The organism is Poseidonocella sp. HB161398, from assembly GCF_005870025.1.
GTDB lineage: Bacteria > Pseudomonadota > Alphaproteobacteria > Rhodobacterales > Rhodobacteraceae > Mangrovicoccus.
The window spans coordinates 122,789-138,646 of the sequence record NZ_VATA01000016.1 but is presented as its reverse complement, the minus strand read 5'-3'; the positions used below and the strand labels follow the sequence as shown (position 1 = coordinate 138,646).

General features: G+C 67.7%; 14 protein-coding genes. 3 read left to right on the top strand and 11 right to left on the bottom strand.

Annotated features, from left to right (window positions below; translation table 11 throughout):
• Nucleotides 1–53: 53 nt before the first annotated feature.
• From FGX59_RS14725 to FGX59_RS14715, 3 genes are all read right to left on the bottom strand, one after another.
• On the bottom strand, nt 54–278 hold the full coding sequence (locus tag FGX59_RS14725; RefSeq protein ID WP_138467580.1) for a hypothetical protein: 225 nt from the start codon (nt 276–278) through the stop codon (nt 54–56).
• A gap of 21 nt (nt 279–299) precedes the next feature.
• A complete protein-coding gene (locus FGX59_RS14720; RefSeq protein WP_240722459.1) occupies nt 300–1,055 on the bottom strand; it encodes an ISL3 family transposase in 756 nt (251 codons plus the stop codon).
• Between the two features lie 303 nt (nt 1,056–1,358).
• On the bottom strand, nt 1,359–1,757 hold the full coding sequence (locus FGX59_RS14715) for a hypothetical protein (protein WP_138467576.1): 399 nt from the start codon (nt 1,755–1,757) through the stop codon (nt 1,359–1,361).
• Nucleotides 1,758–2,467: 710 nt separating this feature from the next.
• Here FGX59_RS14715 and FGX59_RS14710 point away from each other — a divergent pair.
• Nucleotides 2,468–2,641, top strand: coding sequence for a transposase (locus FGX59_RS14710; protein ID WP_138467574.1), 174 nt, complete (start codon nt 2,468–2,470; stop codon nt 2,639–2,641).
• Between the two features lie 640 nt (nt 2,642–3,281).
• The gene (locus FGX59_RS14705) at nt 3,282–3,569 is read left to right on the top strand and encodes a hypothetical protein (RefSeq protein ID WP_138467572.1); all 288 of its coding nucleotides are present in this window, start codon (nt 3,282–3,284) and stop codon (nt 3,567–3,569) included.
• A gap of 470 nt (nt 3,570–4,039) precedes the next feature.
• On the opposite strand, the gene FGX59_RS14700 is transcribed toward FGX59_RS14705, so the two are convergent.
• From FGX59_RS14700 to mtgA, 6 genes are all read right to left on the bottom strand, one after another.
• A complete protein-coding gene (locus tag FGX59_RS14700; RefSeq protein ID WP_171060649.1) occupies nt 4,040–5,002 on the bottom strand; it encodes an ester cyclase in 963 nt (320 codons plus the stop codon).
• 76 nt (nt 5,003–5,078) lie between these two features.
• The gene (locus FGX59_RS14695; RefSeq protein ID WP_138467568.1) at nt 5,079–6,080 is read right to left on the bottom strand and encodes an ester cyclase; all 1,002 of its coding nucleotides are present in this window, start codon (nt 6,078–6,080) and stop codon (nt 5,079–5,081) included.
• Nucleotides 6,081–6,185: 105 nt separating this feature from the next.
• Complete coding sequence (gene queG / locus FGX59_RS14690; RefSeq protein ID WP_138467566.1) at nt 6,186–7,229, bottom strand: tRNA epoxyqueuosine(34) reductase QueG; 1,044 nt, start codon at nt 7,227–7,229, stop codon at nt 6,186–6,188.
• A 48-nt stretch (nt 7,230–7,277) separates the two neighbouring features.
• Nucleotides 7,278–7,943, bottom strand: coding sequence for a glutathione S-transferase family protein (locus FGX59_RS14685; protein WP_138467564.1), 666 nt, complete (start codon nt 7,941–7,943; stop codon nt 7,278–7,280).
• A gap of 102 nt (nt 7,944–8,045) precedes the next feature.
• Nucleotides 8,046–9,338, bottom strand: coding sequence for a hypothetical protein (locus FGX59_RS14680; RefSeq protein ID WP_138467562.1), 1,293 nt, complete (start codon nt 9,336–9,338; stop codon nt 8,046–8,048).
• A 144-nt stretch (nt 9,339–9,482) separates the two neighbouring features.
• Nucleotides 9,483–10,211 carry a monofunctional biosynthetic peptidoglycan transglycosylase gene (gene mtgA / locus FGX59_RS14675; RefSeq protein ID WP_138467560.1) on the bottom strand — a complete coding sequence of 243 codons (729 nt, stop codon included), beginning with the start codon at nt 10,209–10,211 and terminating at the stop codon, nt 9,483–9,485.
• A 206-nt stretch (nt 10,212–10,417) separates the two neighbouring features.
• On the opposite strand from mtgA, the gene FGX59_RS14670 reads away from it, so the two are divergent.
• Nucleotides 10,418–10,645, top strand: coding sequence for a hypothetical protein (locus FGX59_RS14670; RefSeq protein ID WP_138467558.1), 228 nt, complete (start codon nt 10,418–10,420; stop codon nt 10,643–10,645).
• 159 nt (nt 10,646–10,804) lie between these two features.
• On the opposite strand, the gene gltB is transcribed toward FGX59_RS14670, so the two are convergent.
• A complete protein-coding gene (gene gltB / locus FGX59_RS14665; protein WP_138467556.1) occupies nt 10,805–15,343 on the bottom strand; it encodes a glutamate synthase large subunit in 4,539 nt (1,512 codons plus the stop codon).
• Entirely contained in the window at nt 15,340–15,780 is a 441-nt protein-coding gene (locus FGX59_RS14660) for a GFA family protein (RefSeq protein WP_138467554.1), read from the bottom strand. The genes gltB and FGX59_RS14660 overlap by 4 nt, the downstream gene beginning before the upstream one ends.
• Between the last annotated feature and the right edge of the window lie 78 nt (nt 15,781–15,858).

Here is a 15,858-nt window from a genome sequence, read left to right as displayed (position 1 = left end):
GGACCTGCCGGACGAGCTTCCGGCTGCGGCCGGTCTGGCGCATGATCTGCCGGTCAGGCCATGCCAGCATCGGAGAGTTGCCGGATCATCTGGCTGGTCTGCTGGCGCCGCAGAAAGCCCTCGTATTGCAGTTTTTCCGCGGCGGTCAGCATCTTGGGCGCCAATGTCGTGGCGCCGACCGCCTTGCGGATCGCGGGCATGCTCTTCTTCACAGCCAGAAGGAAGGCTTCGCTCGCCTGCTGCGGGACTTTCGCGGCCGCACTGCGGCCGTCCGCCATGGCCTCGGACCAATGGCGGCATCATGGCGAACTCCCTGCGCAGTCCAGCAGGTGCCAGCGGTCTGCAACCCGTTGTCCGGCAGCGGTTTGCGCGCAAACCGCGAGAGGATGGACTGCATCCGGCAAGGCCCGCGCCACCGCGCCTGCATAGCCGCCATTGCGGTCGCGGGCGACGATCCCGATGCCGGGGTGATCCTTCAGCCAGGCTTCGACCGTTGCCGGTTCGCGGTCAGGCAGAAGGTCAATGACCCGGTGCCGTTCGAGGTCGCAAATCAGCGTTCCGTAGCGCTGCCCCTTCCGCCAGGCCCAGTCATCGATCCCGATCACCCGCGGTTCCGTCATGTCCACGGCACTAACGGCCGGGAGGCTGCGCAGGAAGGTGTCCTTGCTGACGCAAAGCAGGAGCCGCCGCCCGAGCGCCTGGGCAGGACGGCCGCCCAATGCCAGCGCGAGATGGCGGACCAGGCTCTGCATCCGCGTGGTCCGCCGCCCCCAGGGCCGGGCAGCTTCGGGCCGAAGCCGTTCGGAGAAGATCGCCTGCCGGCACCTGCGCGACATGCACCGGAACCGCCTGACGGCAACCAGCAGCCGGACCTGACACCCATGGGCGGGCAAGTCGGCGAGATGACGGAGGTAGTGACTGTGAACGTGCCGCGACCGTCTCCCGCAGCAGGGGCAGCTGGCCGCAGAAGCGGTCGAGCGGGCGCTGATCTCAATCGCACCGTTACGGGTGCAGACATTTTCAACGACCAGGCCCACCGGGAGCAGCGCCTTCATGTTAAGACGTGCCATCGCATTTATCCTTCTGGACTTACGTCAGAAAAGATAGGCGCCGCGCGTGCGCGGCCTGCATCAAAATTGAGTCAGAGCCAATTTTCGGTGCCGATTGACAGCGGGCGGTGTTCCGGATGGGACCCCCGGGGTTGCCGGCTACCCCTAGATGGCCCGCAGGGCCATGAGCCTGCGGATGCGCGCATGCCCCGCAAAGTGGCGCTGGTTAAGCAGATGCCGCGTCGCCCGTCCGGCGCGGACCGTTTACCGGCGGCTCTCGCGGAACCACGGCTTTTCGTGGCAATCCAGCTAGTCGCCGGTTGCGGCCATGTATTCAGCGCCAGTCTTCAGCACGATGGCCGCGCGCTCCGAGGAAAGGCGGCGCAGCTGCCCCGGGTTCCGATCGGTGGCGCCATTCGCAAGCATTCCGCTCCGGACCGGGCGTTCCGGCAGCTCGTCCGACATGGGGCCGTCATCCCGCCTGCCCTTCGCCATCACGTCCGGGGCCGATCGTTCCGCTCCTCCCGGGGGGCACATGCCGCGTCGTATTCCGTCGCGTTTCTCAGCCGAGCCATCTGGCCGCCAGGGGTCGAGACTCATGGCGAACGCCAGGAGGGGCCTCGCCATGCGGTGCGCCAGGGCGATCGCGGCCTGCGTCGCCGTCTTCCGCTGGGAGCCATCACCGGCAGCCGCCATCAGGCTGGCCATGATGGCGCCCCTCGCTCGGTGACAGGGCCGCCGCCGCAGATGACGGCTCCCCTTTCCCGGGTGTCTTTCCAAGCACCTCCCCGCCTCCTCCAGAATGCGGTTGCGGTGTCAGCCCCGTCCAGGCCGGCATGTCGGGCGGCAATCGTGTCTCTCGCCCCTCCGCAGCCCGTGGACTCCCAGCCGGCTAGTCCCGGTCGACGTACAGCGCCGATGACCGGCAATGTGGGATGCCCGGGTTCGCTCATCTCTCGCCTCCGCCCCATGCTCATTGACCAGAGGCGTTCTCCGGGGACTCGCGTTCCGCCAAAAGCTGGCTCATCCTGTCATGCCATCGCTCAGGCCGGTGGCGCGGTCGGGCTCGCTCTCGATCTCGGCTTCCTCCTCTTTGTCTTTCGCTTCCGTCTTGGCCGGGGAAATTCCGGTCAGCCCGTCCATGGCCCGGCGTTTCCAAGTGCTGATCACCCTCCGACATGCCCTGTGTCCTGTCGCGAGCTCGGCGACCATCATCTCGCGGCTGTTCGCCTCCGGAGCCCCTCTCGCCTTGAACGCGGCACTGCCATTCTTCCGTTTGCCAGCCACGCTGCCCGTCCTCGCACTCGCTGGCGGCAAGCCTGGCCGGGTGTCCGGCGTTCAGGGACCAGCCCAAGGGAGGTGGTCACGGGATTTCGGACCAGGTGTCAGCTGCAGCCGCGGACGAAGACTGACCCGAGATGGCGAAACGGAAACGCCATTCAGCGGAGTTCAGAGCGAAGGTGGTCCTCGAGGCGATCCGCGAAGACCTGGCGACGGCCGGGCTGGGCGGGAAGCACGATATCCAACCCGCCATGATCAGCGGCTGGAAACGGACGGCGATTGAGAACATGGCGCCGGCCTTTGGCGCATAGGCGACGGCCGAGCCGGTATCGTCGGCCGCAGATGTCGAGAAGCTGCACGCAGGATCGGCCAGCTGGCGATCGAGCGGGATGCTCCGCAGCGCTTTCGCGGCCCCGCAGAAGCCATGGTCACTTCGATGTCCGAGGCCTCCAGTCTCGTCACCGTCACCGAAGGCAGAAAGCGGTGATCAAGGATCATCCCGGTCCCAGCGCAGCGCGGCGGTGAAGCCTGCTGTCCCTGGTGCGCTCGAGCCTCTGCTGCCAGCCGCGCGGCGAAAGCGCCGAGAAGCTGGCCTTCACGGCGGTCATCGACCGCCAGCTCCCGGAAACGCCCTGGCACGGATCGCACCAGCTGGTCCGGCATATGCAGCGCGAAGGGCACAGTTGCGGGCGTCATCGCGTGCCCCGGCTGGTGCCGATCCGGCGCCCGGCAGGGCATTGCGCAGCAATGTCCCGAAACGGGCTCAGGACCAGCAGTTAGCACCCTGAGCACAAGAACTATCCGTATTATCTGAAGGACTTGCCCATCATCCGGCCGAACCAGGTCTGGCGTGCCGGCATCTCCCCCGGACCGGGGGCGCTCGATGCCTTACTCCCGATACGTCGCAGATTTCTCTGCCTCGTGGCCACCCGGGGCGGGGATAGCCGGAAGGTGCCGGGCTGGCGGCTGTCGAACTCGATGGACGCGGCGTTCTGCGTCGAGGCGCTCAAGGAAGCGCTGGCAGAATACGGCACGCCGAAGCTGTGCAACACGCCTTCCCGGGATAGGTCCTTCGGAAATGCCCTGCCGGCAGCGGATCAAGGAACCCAGTACACCAGCACCGGCTTCTCCGATGTTCTGCATGCCGCGTGGGTGAAGGCCTCGATGGACGGGCGCGTGCGCTGGGTCGGCAACGTTCGGACCGCTCACTCGGACCGATGGCGTCCGGGTCCTCACTGATCGAGCGTCAAGTCGGTCCCTGAAATGCGAATGCGTCTCCCTGAACGCCTTACAGAAAGGCTCGAAGACCCGGGGCGGGATCGCCGCCTGGATCAGCCATGGCAACGAGAGGCGCCTGCACTCATTGCATGGACAGCCGACGCCGGACGAAGTCCATGGCAGCCGGGCCCCGAAGCTGAAGATCGCCGCCGGACATGAAACCCATGCGATAGCTTGGCCCGGCGGCAAACTGGTCGGAAAGCCGCGACCACCTTTCTGCAGGCGGTCGGCGAACTGAAGCTCCGGAAATGCCGGGGCTGGCTGGCGCGCGGGGCTCAAGACCGTCGTGCCGAAAGATGCAACCCGCAGGAAATGGCCATCACGGTCCACCTCGTCCGCCAACGGAAACGGACTGGCATAGCCGCGACCTCAGACCCCGCGCACGGCAAGCGCGGATTTCGCGAGCGCAAAGTCTGGACGGCTCCGCCCGCTCAGCCCTGCCCGGCCAGGATCTGCGACCAGATCGCGGTCTCGTCATAGAGCGTCCATTCCCGGCGGATGCCCTTCGGGCCGAACTCCGCATGGGTCAGGCCGAGCACGTAGACCATCGCCTGGCTTGGCGCGCCGAAGCTGCCCCAGCCGGAATGGCGCCCCCAGAGCGACCAGCGAAGCGAAGCGCGCGGCGGCATCTGCGCATCGCGGCGCCCGGCCGCGTGATGCACCGTCAGCACGGCATCGGGAAAGGCGGCGCGCAGCGGCAGCCAGAAGCGGTCGGCATCCTGCGGCCCGTGCCCCGCCACCCCGCCGGGATAGGCCAGGGCGCAGCCCGGGTCGTAGCACTGCTCCACCGCCGAGAAGTCCGCCCCCATCAGCCGGTCGAGCACATCGCCAAGCTGCGCCGCGATCTCGTCCTTCGCGACCGGCAGCTGCGCCGGATCGGGCGGGTCGGCCGAGGGGTCGAGCGGGGCATCGACCGGTCCCTCGGCCAGGATCGCCTGCATCCAGTCCTTCGGGCTCTGCCCGAGCTGGCGCAGGATGCCGCCAGTATCGGTGATCACCCATTCCTCGGCAATCCGGCCCTCGGCCACGCGGCGGTCAGCCATGCTGCGCCAGCTGAGCGTCCGGCCGCTGGCGGCACCGAACATGCCGCTGCCCGAATGGGTCGCGCGCGAGACCATGCGCTGGCTGGCGAGGATGCCCCGCCCCGCGCCGAGGCCGCGGCAGATCACGTCCTCCGTCAGGATCTCGCGGTCGGGAAATTCGCTGGCCGTGGCCATGACTTCGCGCTGCGCCGGGCCGTCGCCGGCGACCAGGCCCGCCGGGCTGCGCCGGACCACCTCGGCGCAGTAGAAGTCGCGGACCGCGCCGCTGCGCCCGCGGCGGTCCCAGATCTCCTCTGTCGCGGCCCGCACCAGATCCGGCACATCCTCCAGCCGGTCGTCCATTCGCTGCATTCTGCCCTCCCCGGGCTCCGGCGACCGGAAGACCAGCCGCGGCTTTGCCAAAGTCATTGCCGTCCCGCCCCTGCGCTCACAGCCATTCCTTCTGGCCGGTCAGCTCCAGCATCCGGCCGAGCACGTCGACGCCGAGCTGGTGGTAGACGTCGAGCAGATCGACCAGCGTCCAGCCCTCGCGGATCAGCCCGTTCTCGATCCGCCAGAAATCCAGCGAGCGCATGGTCAGCTGCTTCTCCATCGGCGGGATGCCGAGCCAGCCGTCGCGGCTGAGCGTCATCTTCCAGCCCGGCCAGCCGGTATAGCCGACATAGTTGCCGTCGCCGAAGATATGCGCGGTCTTCAGGTTCTTCTCGCGGTCGGGCATCGCGTTCAGGAAGGGCCGCTGGTGGCTGCGCCGGAGCCCGTCGAGATTGCGGGTCGTGCCGATCCCGGCCGGACCGTACCAGTTGCAGCGCGGATGCCAGTAGGCCTCCTGCTGGACCGGGGGACCGCCGCCGGCATCGAAATTCTCCAGATGGTGCAGCATGTCCGCGACCAGCGACAGCGATTTCGCGCTGTCGCCCCGGGGCGAGAGCCCGTCAAGCGTCGCAGGCGGCGGCACGGTCCATTCGCGCGCCAGCGATGGCGCCAGCGGCCAGCAATTGGCCTGCTTCATCAGGTCGGCAATGTCCCAGAGCGCCTGCACCTCGACCACCCGCCCCTCCTTGAAGCGGTAGAATTCGTGGAAGCGCATCGTCGCGATCCTGCCGGAGGCGGGGATCGACATCCAGGGGCGCCGGAACGTCCCCAGGTAGTAGCCCGCGCAGCCGACCCAGCACTGCCCGGCCTCGCTTTCGCCGGCGATCACGATGAAATCGCGCCGCTCCATGTCCGGGAAGCACTGCGCCATCGGCAGGATCGCGGCCTCCAGCATGGCGCTCTGCCCCGAGAGGCGGTTGAACGGGTGGGACATGTGGACCGGCGCGCCGGGCGCGAAGAGCTCTGCCGCGACATCGCGGGCGCGGCTCTTGTCGAAATCGTAGAGCGCTGCGCGGAACCGCGCCAGCGCCGCCTTGTTCTCGGCATGAATGTCCATCGGCAGGTATCCCGGTTCCGGAAGCGGCAAGACTCGCATCGGGCCAGAGCCTGCACCCGCGACCCCTTCCAATCGGTAAAGCCGCGCGAAACCGCGATGGCGCGGCTAGCCGTCCCCGGGCAGCCGTTCCAGCGCCCAGCGGGCCGCCTCGGCGACAGTGCCGTCCTCGTGCCGGGCCAGCCGCTCGGCCGACGGACGCAGCGCGGGATCGCCGGAATTGCCGATCGCATAGGCCACGTTGCGCAGGAAGCGCGCCACGCCGATCCGCTTCACCGCCGAGCCGGCGAAGCGCGCGCGGAAGGCGGCATCGTCCAGCAGGGCAAGCTCGGCGAGCTCCGGCGGCTCGGGATCGGCCGCGAGATAGCGCAGCTCGCGCGCCTCGGCCGCGAACTTGTTCCAAGGGCAGACCGCCAGACAGTCGTCGCAGCCATAGATGCGGTTGCCGAGCCCTTCGCGCAGCGCCGGATCGACCGGTCCCCTGTGCTCGATCGTCAGGTAGGAGATGCAGCGCCGCGCATCGAGCTGGAAGGGCCCCGGGAAGGCGCTGGTCGGGCAGGCATCGAGGCAGCGGCGGCAGGAGCCGCAGCGCTCTTCGCCGGGCGCGTCGGCGGGCAGCTCGAGCGTGGTGAAGATCGCGCCGAGGAAGACCCAGTTGCCGATCTCGCGGCCGAGCAGGTTGGTGTGCTTGCCCTGCCAGCCCAGCCCGGCGGCGGCGGCCAGGGGCTTCTCCATCACCGGGGCGGTGTCCACGAAGACCTTGATCTCGGTGCCCGCTGCCTGCTCGATCAGCCAGCGGCCGACGCGCTTCAGCCGCTTCTTGACCAGGTCGTGATAGTCCTTGCCGTGGGCGTAGACGCTGATCGCGCCGCGGTCGGGGCGGCGCGTCGCGGCCAGCGGATCATGGCGGGGGGCGTAGCTTTCGGCGAGCATGATCACCGAGCGCGCCTCGGGCCAGAGTGCGGCCGGATCGCCGCGCCAATGGGTGCGTTCCGCCATCCAGCCCATCTGGCCGTGGCGTCCGTCTCCTAGGAACGCCGCCAGCCGCTCCGCGAGGCCCGGCACCGCATCGGGACGGCAGATGCCCATCGCGGTGAATCCCGCCGCCTCCGCCTCGGCGCGGAGCCTGGCCTTCAGCTCGGCTCGGTCCATGGTCCTCTCCGTCGCGCGGGCCCCGGGCACCCGCCCGGCCAGCCTAGCTCAGAAATCCAGGTCGGCGTAATGCGCAGGCGGGATGAAGCCCGCGACCTGGTCGGCCAGGAGCCCGCGGAAGGCCGGGCGGCTCTTGATCTTGGCGTACCAGTCCTTGACCCCGGCGCTGCGGTGCCAGTCGACATCCGACGTGTAGTCGAGGCAGCTCAGATGCGCGGCGGCGGCGAAATCCGCGAGCGTCATCACGTCGCCCGCCAGCCAGCGCCGCTGGTCGAGAAGCTGGGCCATGTAGTCGAGATGGAACTTGATCCCCTGCAGCCCCTGCTTGACCGCGCGGCTGTCCGGGTAGCCCGACTTGGTGATCTTCTTGTTCACCCGCTCGTAGAGCACGTTGACCGTCACCTGGCGGAAGAACGTGTCGTCGAACCAGCCGACCAGGCGGCGCACCTCGGCGCGCTCCTTGGCGTTCTGCGGCATCAGCGCCGGGGTCGGGTAGGTCTCCTCGAGATACTCGCAGATCGCGGCGCTCTCGCTGAGGAGCATGCCGTCGATGCGGATCACCGGCACCTTGCCCGCCGGGTTGCGGCGCAGGAAATCCGGGTCGCGCTCCCAGTAGCGCTCCTCCACCAGATCGACCTCCAGCCGCTTCTCCGCGAGAACCAGCCGGACCTTCCGGCAGAAGGGAGACAGGGGGACATGGTAGAGCTTGATCATGAAGACGCGCCTCTGGTTGCCAATGCCTCCCTCTTGCCGCGGCTTCCGGTCGATGTCCATGGGCCGCCGCAGCTTTGGCCGCTGCGGGCGGCGCGCGGCCGGTCAGGTTTCCGGGACCTGCGCCAGGAAGCGCTCGATCGTCTGGCAGATGAGGATATCCGGCTTGAAGCTCTCAACCAGGTCCCAGTCGACATCGGCCGCCCACTGGAAGCGGGTCTCGGCGAAGACCCGTGCGGCCCAGTAGGAGAGCTGTGTCGAGTTCTCGCCGGTGGCGAAGAAGGAATTGCCGAAGACCAGCACTCGCCGCTTGTCCGGCGCCTCCGGGCAGCGCCAGTGCATCGACCGGCCGACATAGCCGTAGCGCGGCGCGCTGGAGGCGATCAGCTCGGGCTCGACCGGCACGCCCCCATCGACCGCGACCGCCGCATCCGCCAGGTAGACGACCTCCTCGTACTGTCCGGAAAAGCGGCCGCCGAGATCGGATTCCAGCGAGGCCGGGCGCAGCGGCAGCTGCGGGCGCAGCGGGAACTGCGTCCGCGTCAGCAGCCGGTAGAACCGCGCCATCGCATTGACCGCCCCCGCCGTGGTCAGATGCGTGTCCTTGCGGCGGAAGGCGGCTTCGGGGCTCATCATGTGGAGGAACCCCGGCATCCAGTCGACGAAGACATAGCCCGCCTCGTGGACCGACAGCTGCGCGGCCGTCTGGCTGTAGAGCGGCGTCGGCACCTGGTCCCGCTCGGGATCGAAGACGGAGGCCACGGAGTTCTTCTCGGGCATCAGCGCCTGGACCAGCGTCACGCCCAGCTCGCGCGCCTTCTGCCGCCGCCGTGCCACCAGCTCGCCCCAGGCGGCGGCCTCGGGGATCTCCTCGCGCGCGTCGCGGTAGAGCGCGTCCAGCTCGTTGCTGCCGGCATGCAGCAGCAGCATGCCGTCCCGCCCGACCCGTGCCGCGGAATCCGAGGAGATCGTGCCGATCGCCGGGATCGCGCCGGTGCCCTCGTCCGGCTGCACTGCGCTCAGGCCGATCTTCGCGCGTTCCTGCAGGGTGAGGCGGCCGAGCGCGATCTCGACGTCATCCGGGCGCAGCGCCTTCACCAGCGCGGTCAGCGCGACCGGCGGCCAGATCGGCACCCGCAGGGCCCCTTCCCCGGTCTCCACCAGCACCTGGCTGGTGCCGTCGAAAACCGACGAGGTCTCCACCGTGTCGGGCAGCCGGATGCGCAGCCCGGTGCAGGTGTTCCTCATGTTCTCGGGAAACGGCCGGTCCCAGATCTCGGCCGTCGCAACCTGGACGCCGTCCCGCCACAGACCCACCTGCGACACCGGGTGGTCCCGCACCCAGCCGGTCAGCAGATTGCCGTCGATATTGTCAATTACGCCTGCAACACTGGACATCAACGTCTTCCCGCACTTCAATATCTTCGCAGGGCCGCCTGCCCGTACCGCCGCAGCCCCCGGTCTTCGCCACGGCCAGACTAGCCATTCGCGGAAACGCTGCAATGTGAATAAATACCGACATGCCAACCACCGGGCGGCGGCCTATTCCTCGAAGCACGACGCCCGCCCGTCGCGCTGGATGGTCGCGGCGCCGTCGCGGATCTGCGCGGCGCGGCGGCGCACGAAGGAACTGGGCTGGTCGGCCGAGCGGCTCTTCGGGTCGGGCAGGATCGCCGACAGCCGCGCGGCCTGCACCGGCCCCAAATCCGCCGCGTCGAGCCCGAAATAGTGCTGCGACGCCGCCTGGATGCCGAAGATCCCTTCGCCAAATTCGATGACATTTAGATAAACTTCGAGGATCCGCCGCTTCGACCAGGTCAGCTCGATGACCGGGGTCAGAAGCGCCTCGAGCGCCTTGCGCGGCCAGCTCCGCCCCTGCCAGAGAAACACGTTCTTGACCGTCTGCTGCGAAATGGTCGAGCCGCCGCGCTGCGCCCCTCCGGCGATCGCCGTGCGCAGGGCGGCAATGTCGAAGCCCCAGTGCTCGCAGTAATTGGCATCCTCCGCGGCCACGACCGAGCGCAGCATCACCGGGCTAATGTACTGGACGGGAACCCATTCCTGCTCGATTCCGCCCAGCCGACGGCTCTCGGAAAGCTGGTAGGGCGTCACCGGCACGGGCAGCACGGAGAAGCTCGCGATCAGCAGAGCCAGCAGTCCGAGAATCACCAGGATGCCACGGACCAGCCAGCGGCGCAGCGGAATCCGCCATGCGCGCCGCGGCGCTTTCTTCGCCGTTTTCGCTGTCTTCTTTGCTGCCTTGCGCCCCATAACTGGCAGAAAACATGCTGACTCCGGGCGGTCAAGACGCAGGCTGACGCGGGCAGCGAGGTTAATTCCGGCTGAAGTCCATAAAGCTCTAACGAATTTGAACGAAAGACGAACTGGACGGCGCTCCTAAGTCATTCTTTAATACTTCAGCGCAGAAAATTACGTTGACGGCGCATCCCGTGCCAGACCCAGAGGAGTAGGCGGCCATGTATATCGCACCGGTCTCCGCGGTAAGCCCCTCCGGCGACCAAGCCGCGGCATATTTCATAACCTTCGACCAGGCGGTAGACGCCTGGCTTCTGCATTGGAAAGGACAGGGCCAGCAGGAAATCGCGGTCCAGCTGGGCACGAATGCCCTGCGCGTCGACGCCGTTCTGAACGAACGGCAGCATGTCGGCTCCCGCCAGAAGGCCCAGCAGATCATCCATACCTGAGACCGGCCCCGCGCCAGGTCCCAGTCCGTCCGCCCGTCCCCCGCCCGGCGCCGTCCACGGCCGCCGGGACCAGGCCTGCCCTCCCCCGCAGGCCGGGCCGGAACGGAAAACAGCCGCCCCGAAGGGCGGCTGCTGCATTTTCCGGATAAGGCTCGGGGATCACTCCGCCGGGATGGCGGTGTCCTCGGCGCTCAGCGGCACCGGCAGATGGCGCAGCATCTCCTTCGGGCAGACCTGGACGAACTTGCCCTTCTCGGTCTCCCAGTGCTGCAGGATCTCGCCGGCGCGGCGGCTCTTGGTCTCGGCATAGTGCATCTCGACCAGGCCCTTCAGCTGGGCTTCCCAATGCTCCATCGTCACCGGGCAGGTCACCAGCGTCTCCATGTTCATCAGCGCCTGGGTCGTGCCGTCGGCGTCATAGAGATAGGCCATCCCGCCGGTCATGCCCGCCCCGAAGTTCGGGCCGATCGAGCCGAGGATCACCGCGACGCCGCCGGTCATGTACTCGCAGCCGTTGGAGCCGCAGCCCTCGATCACCACCTTGGCGCCGGAGTTGCGGACCGCGAAGCGCTCGCCCGCGCGGCCGGCCGCGAAGAGGAAGCCGTCGGTCGCGCCGTAGAGCACCGTGTTGCCGATGATCGTGTTCTCGGCCGCGTTCAGCGGGCTTTCCATCGGCGGGTGCACGACGACCGTGCCGCCCGAAAGGCCCTTGCCGACATAGTCGTTGGCATCGCCCGCGACTTCCAGCTTCAGCCCCGGAGCCGCGAAGGCGCCGAGCGACTGGCCTGCCGAGCCCTTCAGCTTGACCGTCAGGTGATCCGACTGCAGCGCGTTGCGCATGCCGAATTTCTGCACGATCAGCGACGAGGTCCGCGTGCCGATGGTCCGCAGCGTGTTCTGCACTGCGTAGCTCAGCTGCATCTTCTCGCCTTCCTTGAAGAAGCGCGCGGCGTCGCGCTCGATCTCGGCGTCCAGCGTGTCGGGAACCGCGTTGCGCTCCTTCAGCCGGTCGTACTTGGCGCCCTTCATCCCGTCCACGGTCAAGAGGAGCGGGTTCAGGTCGAGATCGTCGAGATGCGCGGAGCCCCGGCTGACCTGGCTCAGCAGGTCGGCGCGGCCGATGATCTGGTCGATGGAACGGGCGCCCATCGAGGCCAGGATCTCGCGGACTTCCTCGGCATAGAAGGTGATGAGGTTGACCACCTTGTCGGCATTGCCGGTGAACTTGGCGCGCAGGTCGTCACGCTGGGTGCAGACCCCCACCGGGCAGGTGTTGGACTGGCACTGGCGCACCATGATGCAGCCCATCGCGATCAGCGCCGCGGTGCCGATGCCGAATTCCTCGGCCCCCATCAGCGCGGCGATGACGATGTCGCGACCGGTGCGGAGACCGCCATCGGTGCGCAGCGTCACCGACTTGCGGAGGTTGTTCATCGACAGGACCTGATGCGCCTCGGTGAGGCCCATCTCCCACGGCAGGCCCGCATACTTGATCGAGGTCGCCGGAGACGCCCCGGTGCCGCCATTGTGGCCCGAGATCAGGATGATGTCCGCCTTCGCCTTGGCCACGCCCGCCGCGATCGTGCCGACGCCCGAGGAGGCGACCAGCTTCACCGTCACCTTGCAGCGCGGGTTGATCTGCTTCAGGTCGTAGATCAGCTGCGCCAGATCCTCGATCGAGTAGATGTCATGGTGCGGCGGCGGCGAGATCAGCGTGACGCCCTTGGTGGAGTGGCGCAGCCGCGCGATCAGGTCGGTGACCTTCATGCCCGGAAGCTGGCCGCCCTCGCCGGGCTTCGCGCCCTGGGCCACCTTGATCTCGAGTTCCTCGCACTGGTTCAGGTACTCGGCGGTGACGCCGAAGCGGCCCGATGCCACCTGCTTGATCTTCGCCGAGGGGTTGTCGCCATTCGGCTCCGGCATGAAGTGCGCCGGGTCCTCGCCGCCCTCGCCCGAGTCGGACTTGGCGCCGATGCGGTTCATCGCGACGTTCAGCGTCTTGTGCGCCTCGGGGCTCAGCGCGCCCAGCGACATGCCCGGCGTGACGAAGCGCTTGCGGATCGAGGTGATGGATTCCACCTCTTCGATCGCGACCGGCTTGCCCAGCGGCTTGATGTCCAGCAGATCCCGCAGGTGGATCGGCGGGTTCGCCCGCATCTTGGCCGAGTAGCGCTTCCACATCTCGTAGGACGCGTTGGAGCAGGCCGCCTGCAGCATGTGCATGGAGGTCGCTTCCCAGGCATGGGTCTCGCCCGACTTGCGCGCCTTGTAGAAGCCGCCGACCGGCAGGACATTGGTCTCGGGGCCCCAGCCCTTCTCGTGGACCGCTTCCAGCTTGTGCTGGATGCCGTGCACGCCGATGCCGGAGATCCGCGAGGGCATGCCGGGGAAGTACTCGTGCACCATGGCGCGCGAGAGCCCGACCGCCTCGAAGTTCAGGCCGCCGCGGTAGGAGGAGATGACCGAGATGCCCATCTTGGCCATGATCTTCAGCAGGCCCTGGTCGATCGCGTGGCGGAAGTTCGCCATCGCCTCGGTCAGGGACATGTCGAGCAGGCCGCGCTCGATCCGGTCGGCCAGGCTGTCCTCGGCCAGGTACGGGTTCACGATCGTCGCGCCCGAGCCGATCAGCACCGCGAAATAGTGCGGGTCGATGCATTCCGCCGAGCGGACGCAGAGCGAGCAGAAGGTCCGCAGCCCTTCGCGCGTCAGCCAGCTATGCACCGCCGAGGTGGCCAGGATCATCGGCATGGCGACCCGGTCCGGCCCCTGCATGTGGTCGGTCAGGATGATATGGCCCGCGCCCGAGCGCACGGCCTCTTCCGCCTCGTCGCGGATCCGCTGCAGCCCGTCGCGCAGCGCCTCCTGGCCCTCGCCCACGGCGAAGGTGCAGTCGATCTCGACCATCGGCGCGTTGAAGTGCTTCTCCAGCTCCTTCATCTGCGCATTGCCGACGAAGGGCGTGTCGAGCGTGATGATCTCGGTCTGCGAGCTGTCCTCGTCGAGCACGTTCTTGAGGTTGCCGAAGCGCGTCTTCAGGCTCATCACGCGGTATTCGCGCAGGGAGTCGATCGGCGGGTTCGTCACCTGCGAGAAGTTCTGCCGGAAGAAGTGGCTGAGCGGACGGTACTTGGTCGAGAGCACGGCAGAGGGCGTGTCGTCGCCCATCGAGGCCAGCGCCTCCTTGCCGTCCTCGGCCATCGGCGCGAGCACCTGCTCGAGCTCTTCCATCGTGTACCCGGCCGCGATCTGGCGCTTGCGCAGCTCGGCGCCGGCATAGCCCGCCACCTCGGGAAGGCCGATCATGGTCTCCTCGAGATTGTTGATCTTGCCGACCCATTCGCCGAAAGGCTGCGCGGCCGCCAGCATGTCCTTGATGGTGCGGTCGTGGTAGAGGATGCCGTCCTTCATGTCGACGGCGATCATCTGGCCCGGGCCGAGCGCGCCCTTCTCCTGCACGGAGGATTCATCCGTCGGCACCATGCCCACTTCGGAGCCCGCGATCAGCAGGCCGTCGCCGGTCACGACATAGCGCATCGGGCGCAGGCCGTTGCGGTCGAGACCGCCGCAGACCCAGCGGCCGTCGGTCATGGCCAGCGCCGCGGGACCGTCCCAGGGCTCCATCACCGAGTTGCAGTAGCTGTACATGTCGCGCCAGGCCTCGGGCAGCTCGATCGCCTGCTGCGACCAGCTTTCGGGGACCAGCATGGTCTTGGCCATCGGCGCGGAGCGGCCGGCGCGGACCAGCACCTCGAAGACGGAGTCGAGCGCGGCGGAGTCGGAGGCCGAGGCCGGGATGATCGGCTTGATGTCCTCGGCGAGCTCGCCGAAGGCCGAGGAGGCCATGCGGATCTCGTGCGACTTCATCCAGTTGGTGTTGCCCTTCAGCGTGTTGATCTCGCCGTTATGGGCGAGCATGCGGAACGGCTGGGCCAGCCACCACTGCGGGAAGGTGTTGGTCGAATAGCGCTGGTGGTAGATCGCGAAGGCGGATTCGAAGCGCTTGTCCTTCAGGTCCGGATAGAATTCCGCGACCTGCTCGGCCAGCATCATGCCCTTGTAGATGATCGAGCGGCACGACAGCGAGCACAGGTAGAGCCCGTTGATATGCGCGGCGGCCGCGGCCTTCTCGATCCGGCGGCGGATGACGTAGAGCTCGCGCTCGAAGGTCTCCTCGTCGACGCCCTTCACGTTCGAGATGATGATCTGCTCGATCTCGGGACGGGTCGCGTTGGCCTTGTCGCCGAGGACGGAGATGTCCACCGGCACGTGGCGCCAGCCGTAGATGTAGTAGCCCATTTTCAGGACTTCGGTCTCGACGATCGTCCGGCAGGCCTCCTGCGCGCCGAAATCGGTCCGCGGCAGGAAGACCTGGCCGACGGCGATCAGCTGCGAGGTGTCGGGCTCGTGGCCGGTGCGGCGGATCTGGTCGTAGAAGAAGGGAACCGGGATCTGGATGTGGATGCCCGCGCCATCGCCGGTCTTGCCGTCGGCATCGACCGCGCCGCGGTGCCAGATCGCCTTCAGCGCCTTGATGCCGGATTCGACGACCTTGCGGCTCTTCTTGCCGTCGATGGAGACGACAAGGCCGACGCCGCAGGACGAATGCTCGTCCTCGGCGCGGTACATGCCGTGCTCCGCCATGAAGGCGCGCTTGGCTTCCTCTTCGGCCACCCAGGCGTCATCGTATTTCGTCATTGCTGGTCCCCTTCTCCAAAGGAGGCGAACAACGCCTCGACCTCGTGTTTCGTCATGATTTTCCGCTTGCCCGCGAAGCGGTAGCCGTCGGGCTTGCGGTCGATGTAGATTTCCTTGGTCAGCTCGAAGCCGCCCGAATTCTCGAACAGGCCCGCGCTGACGGCGTAGAATTCGCTCCCCGGCACCGTCAGGTGGTACCACAGGGTGGATCCGCATTCGTCGCACCAGGCGCGCTCCGCCCAGTCCGAAGAGGCGCGCGACTTCACCGGTCCCTCGACCTTCAGATCCTCCGGCGCGACGTCGATCTCGACGAAGGCGGAGCCGGTCCAGCGGCGGCAGGTCTCGCAATGGCAGGCATGGAGCTCGGGCGCCTTCGGCGTCACGGCCAGCGTGACCGCCCCGCACATGCACTGTCCGGTCAGGGTCGTGTCGCTCATGCCCAGCCTCTTCTGCTGAGGGCGCTTCCTGCCCGGCGGGCCGGCCTGCGCCTGGATGACGATTCGTGGGTCGGGTCC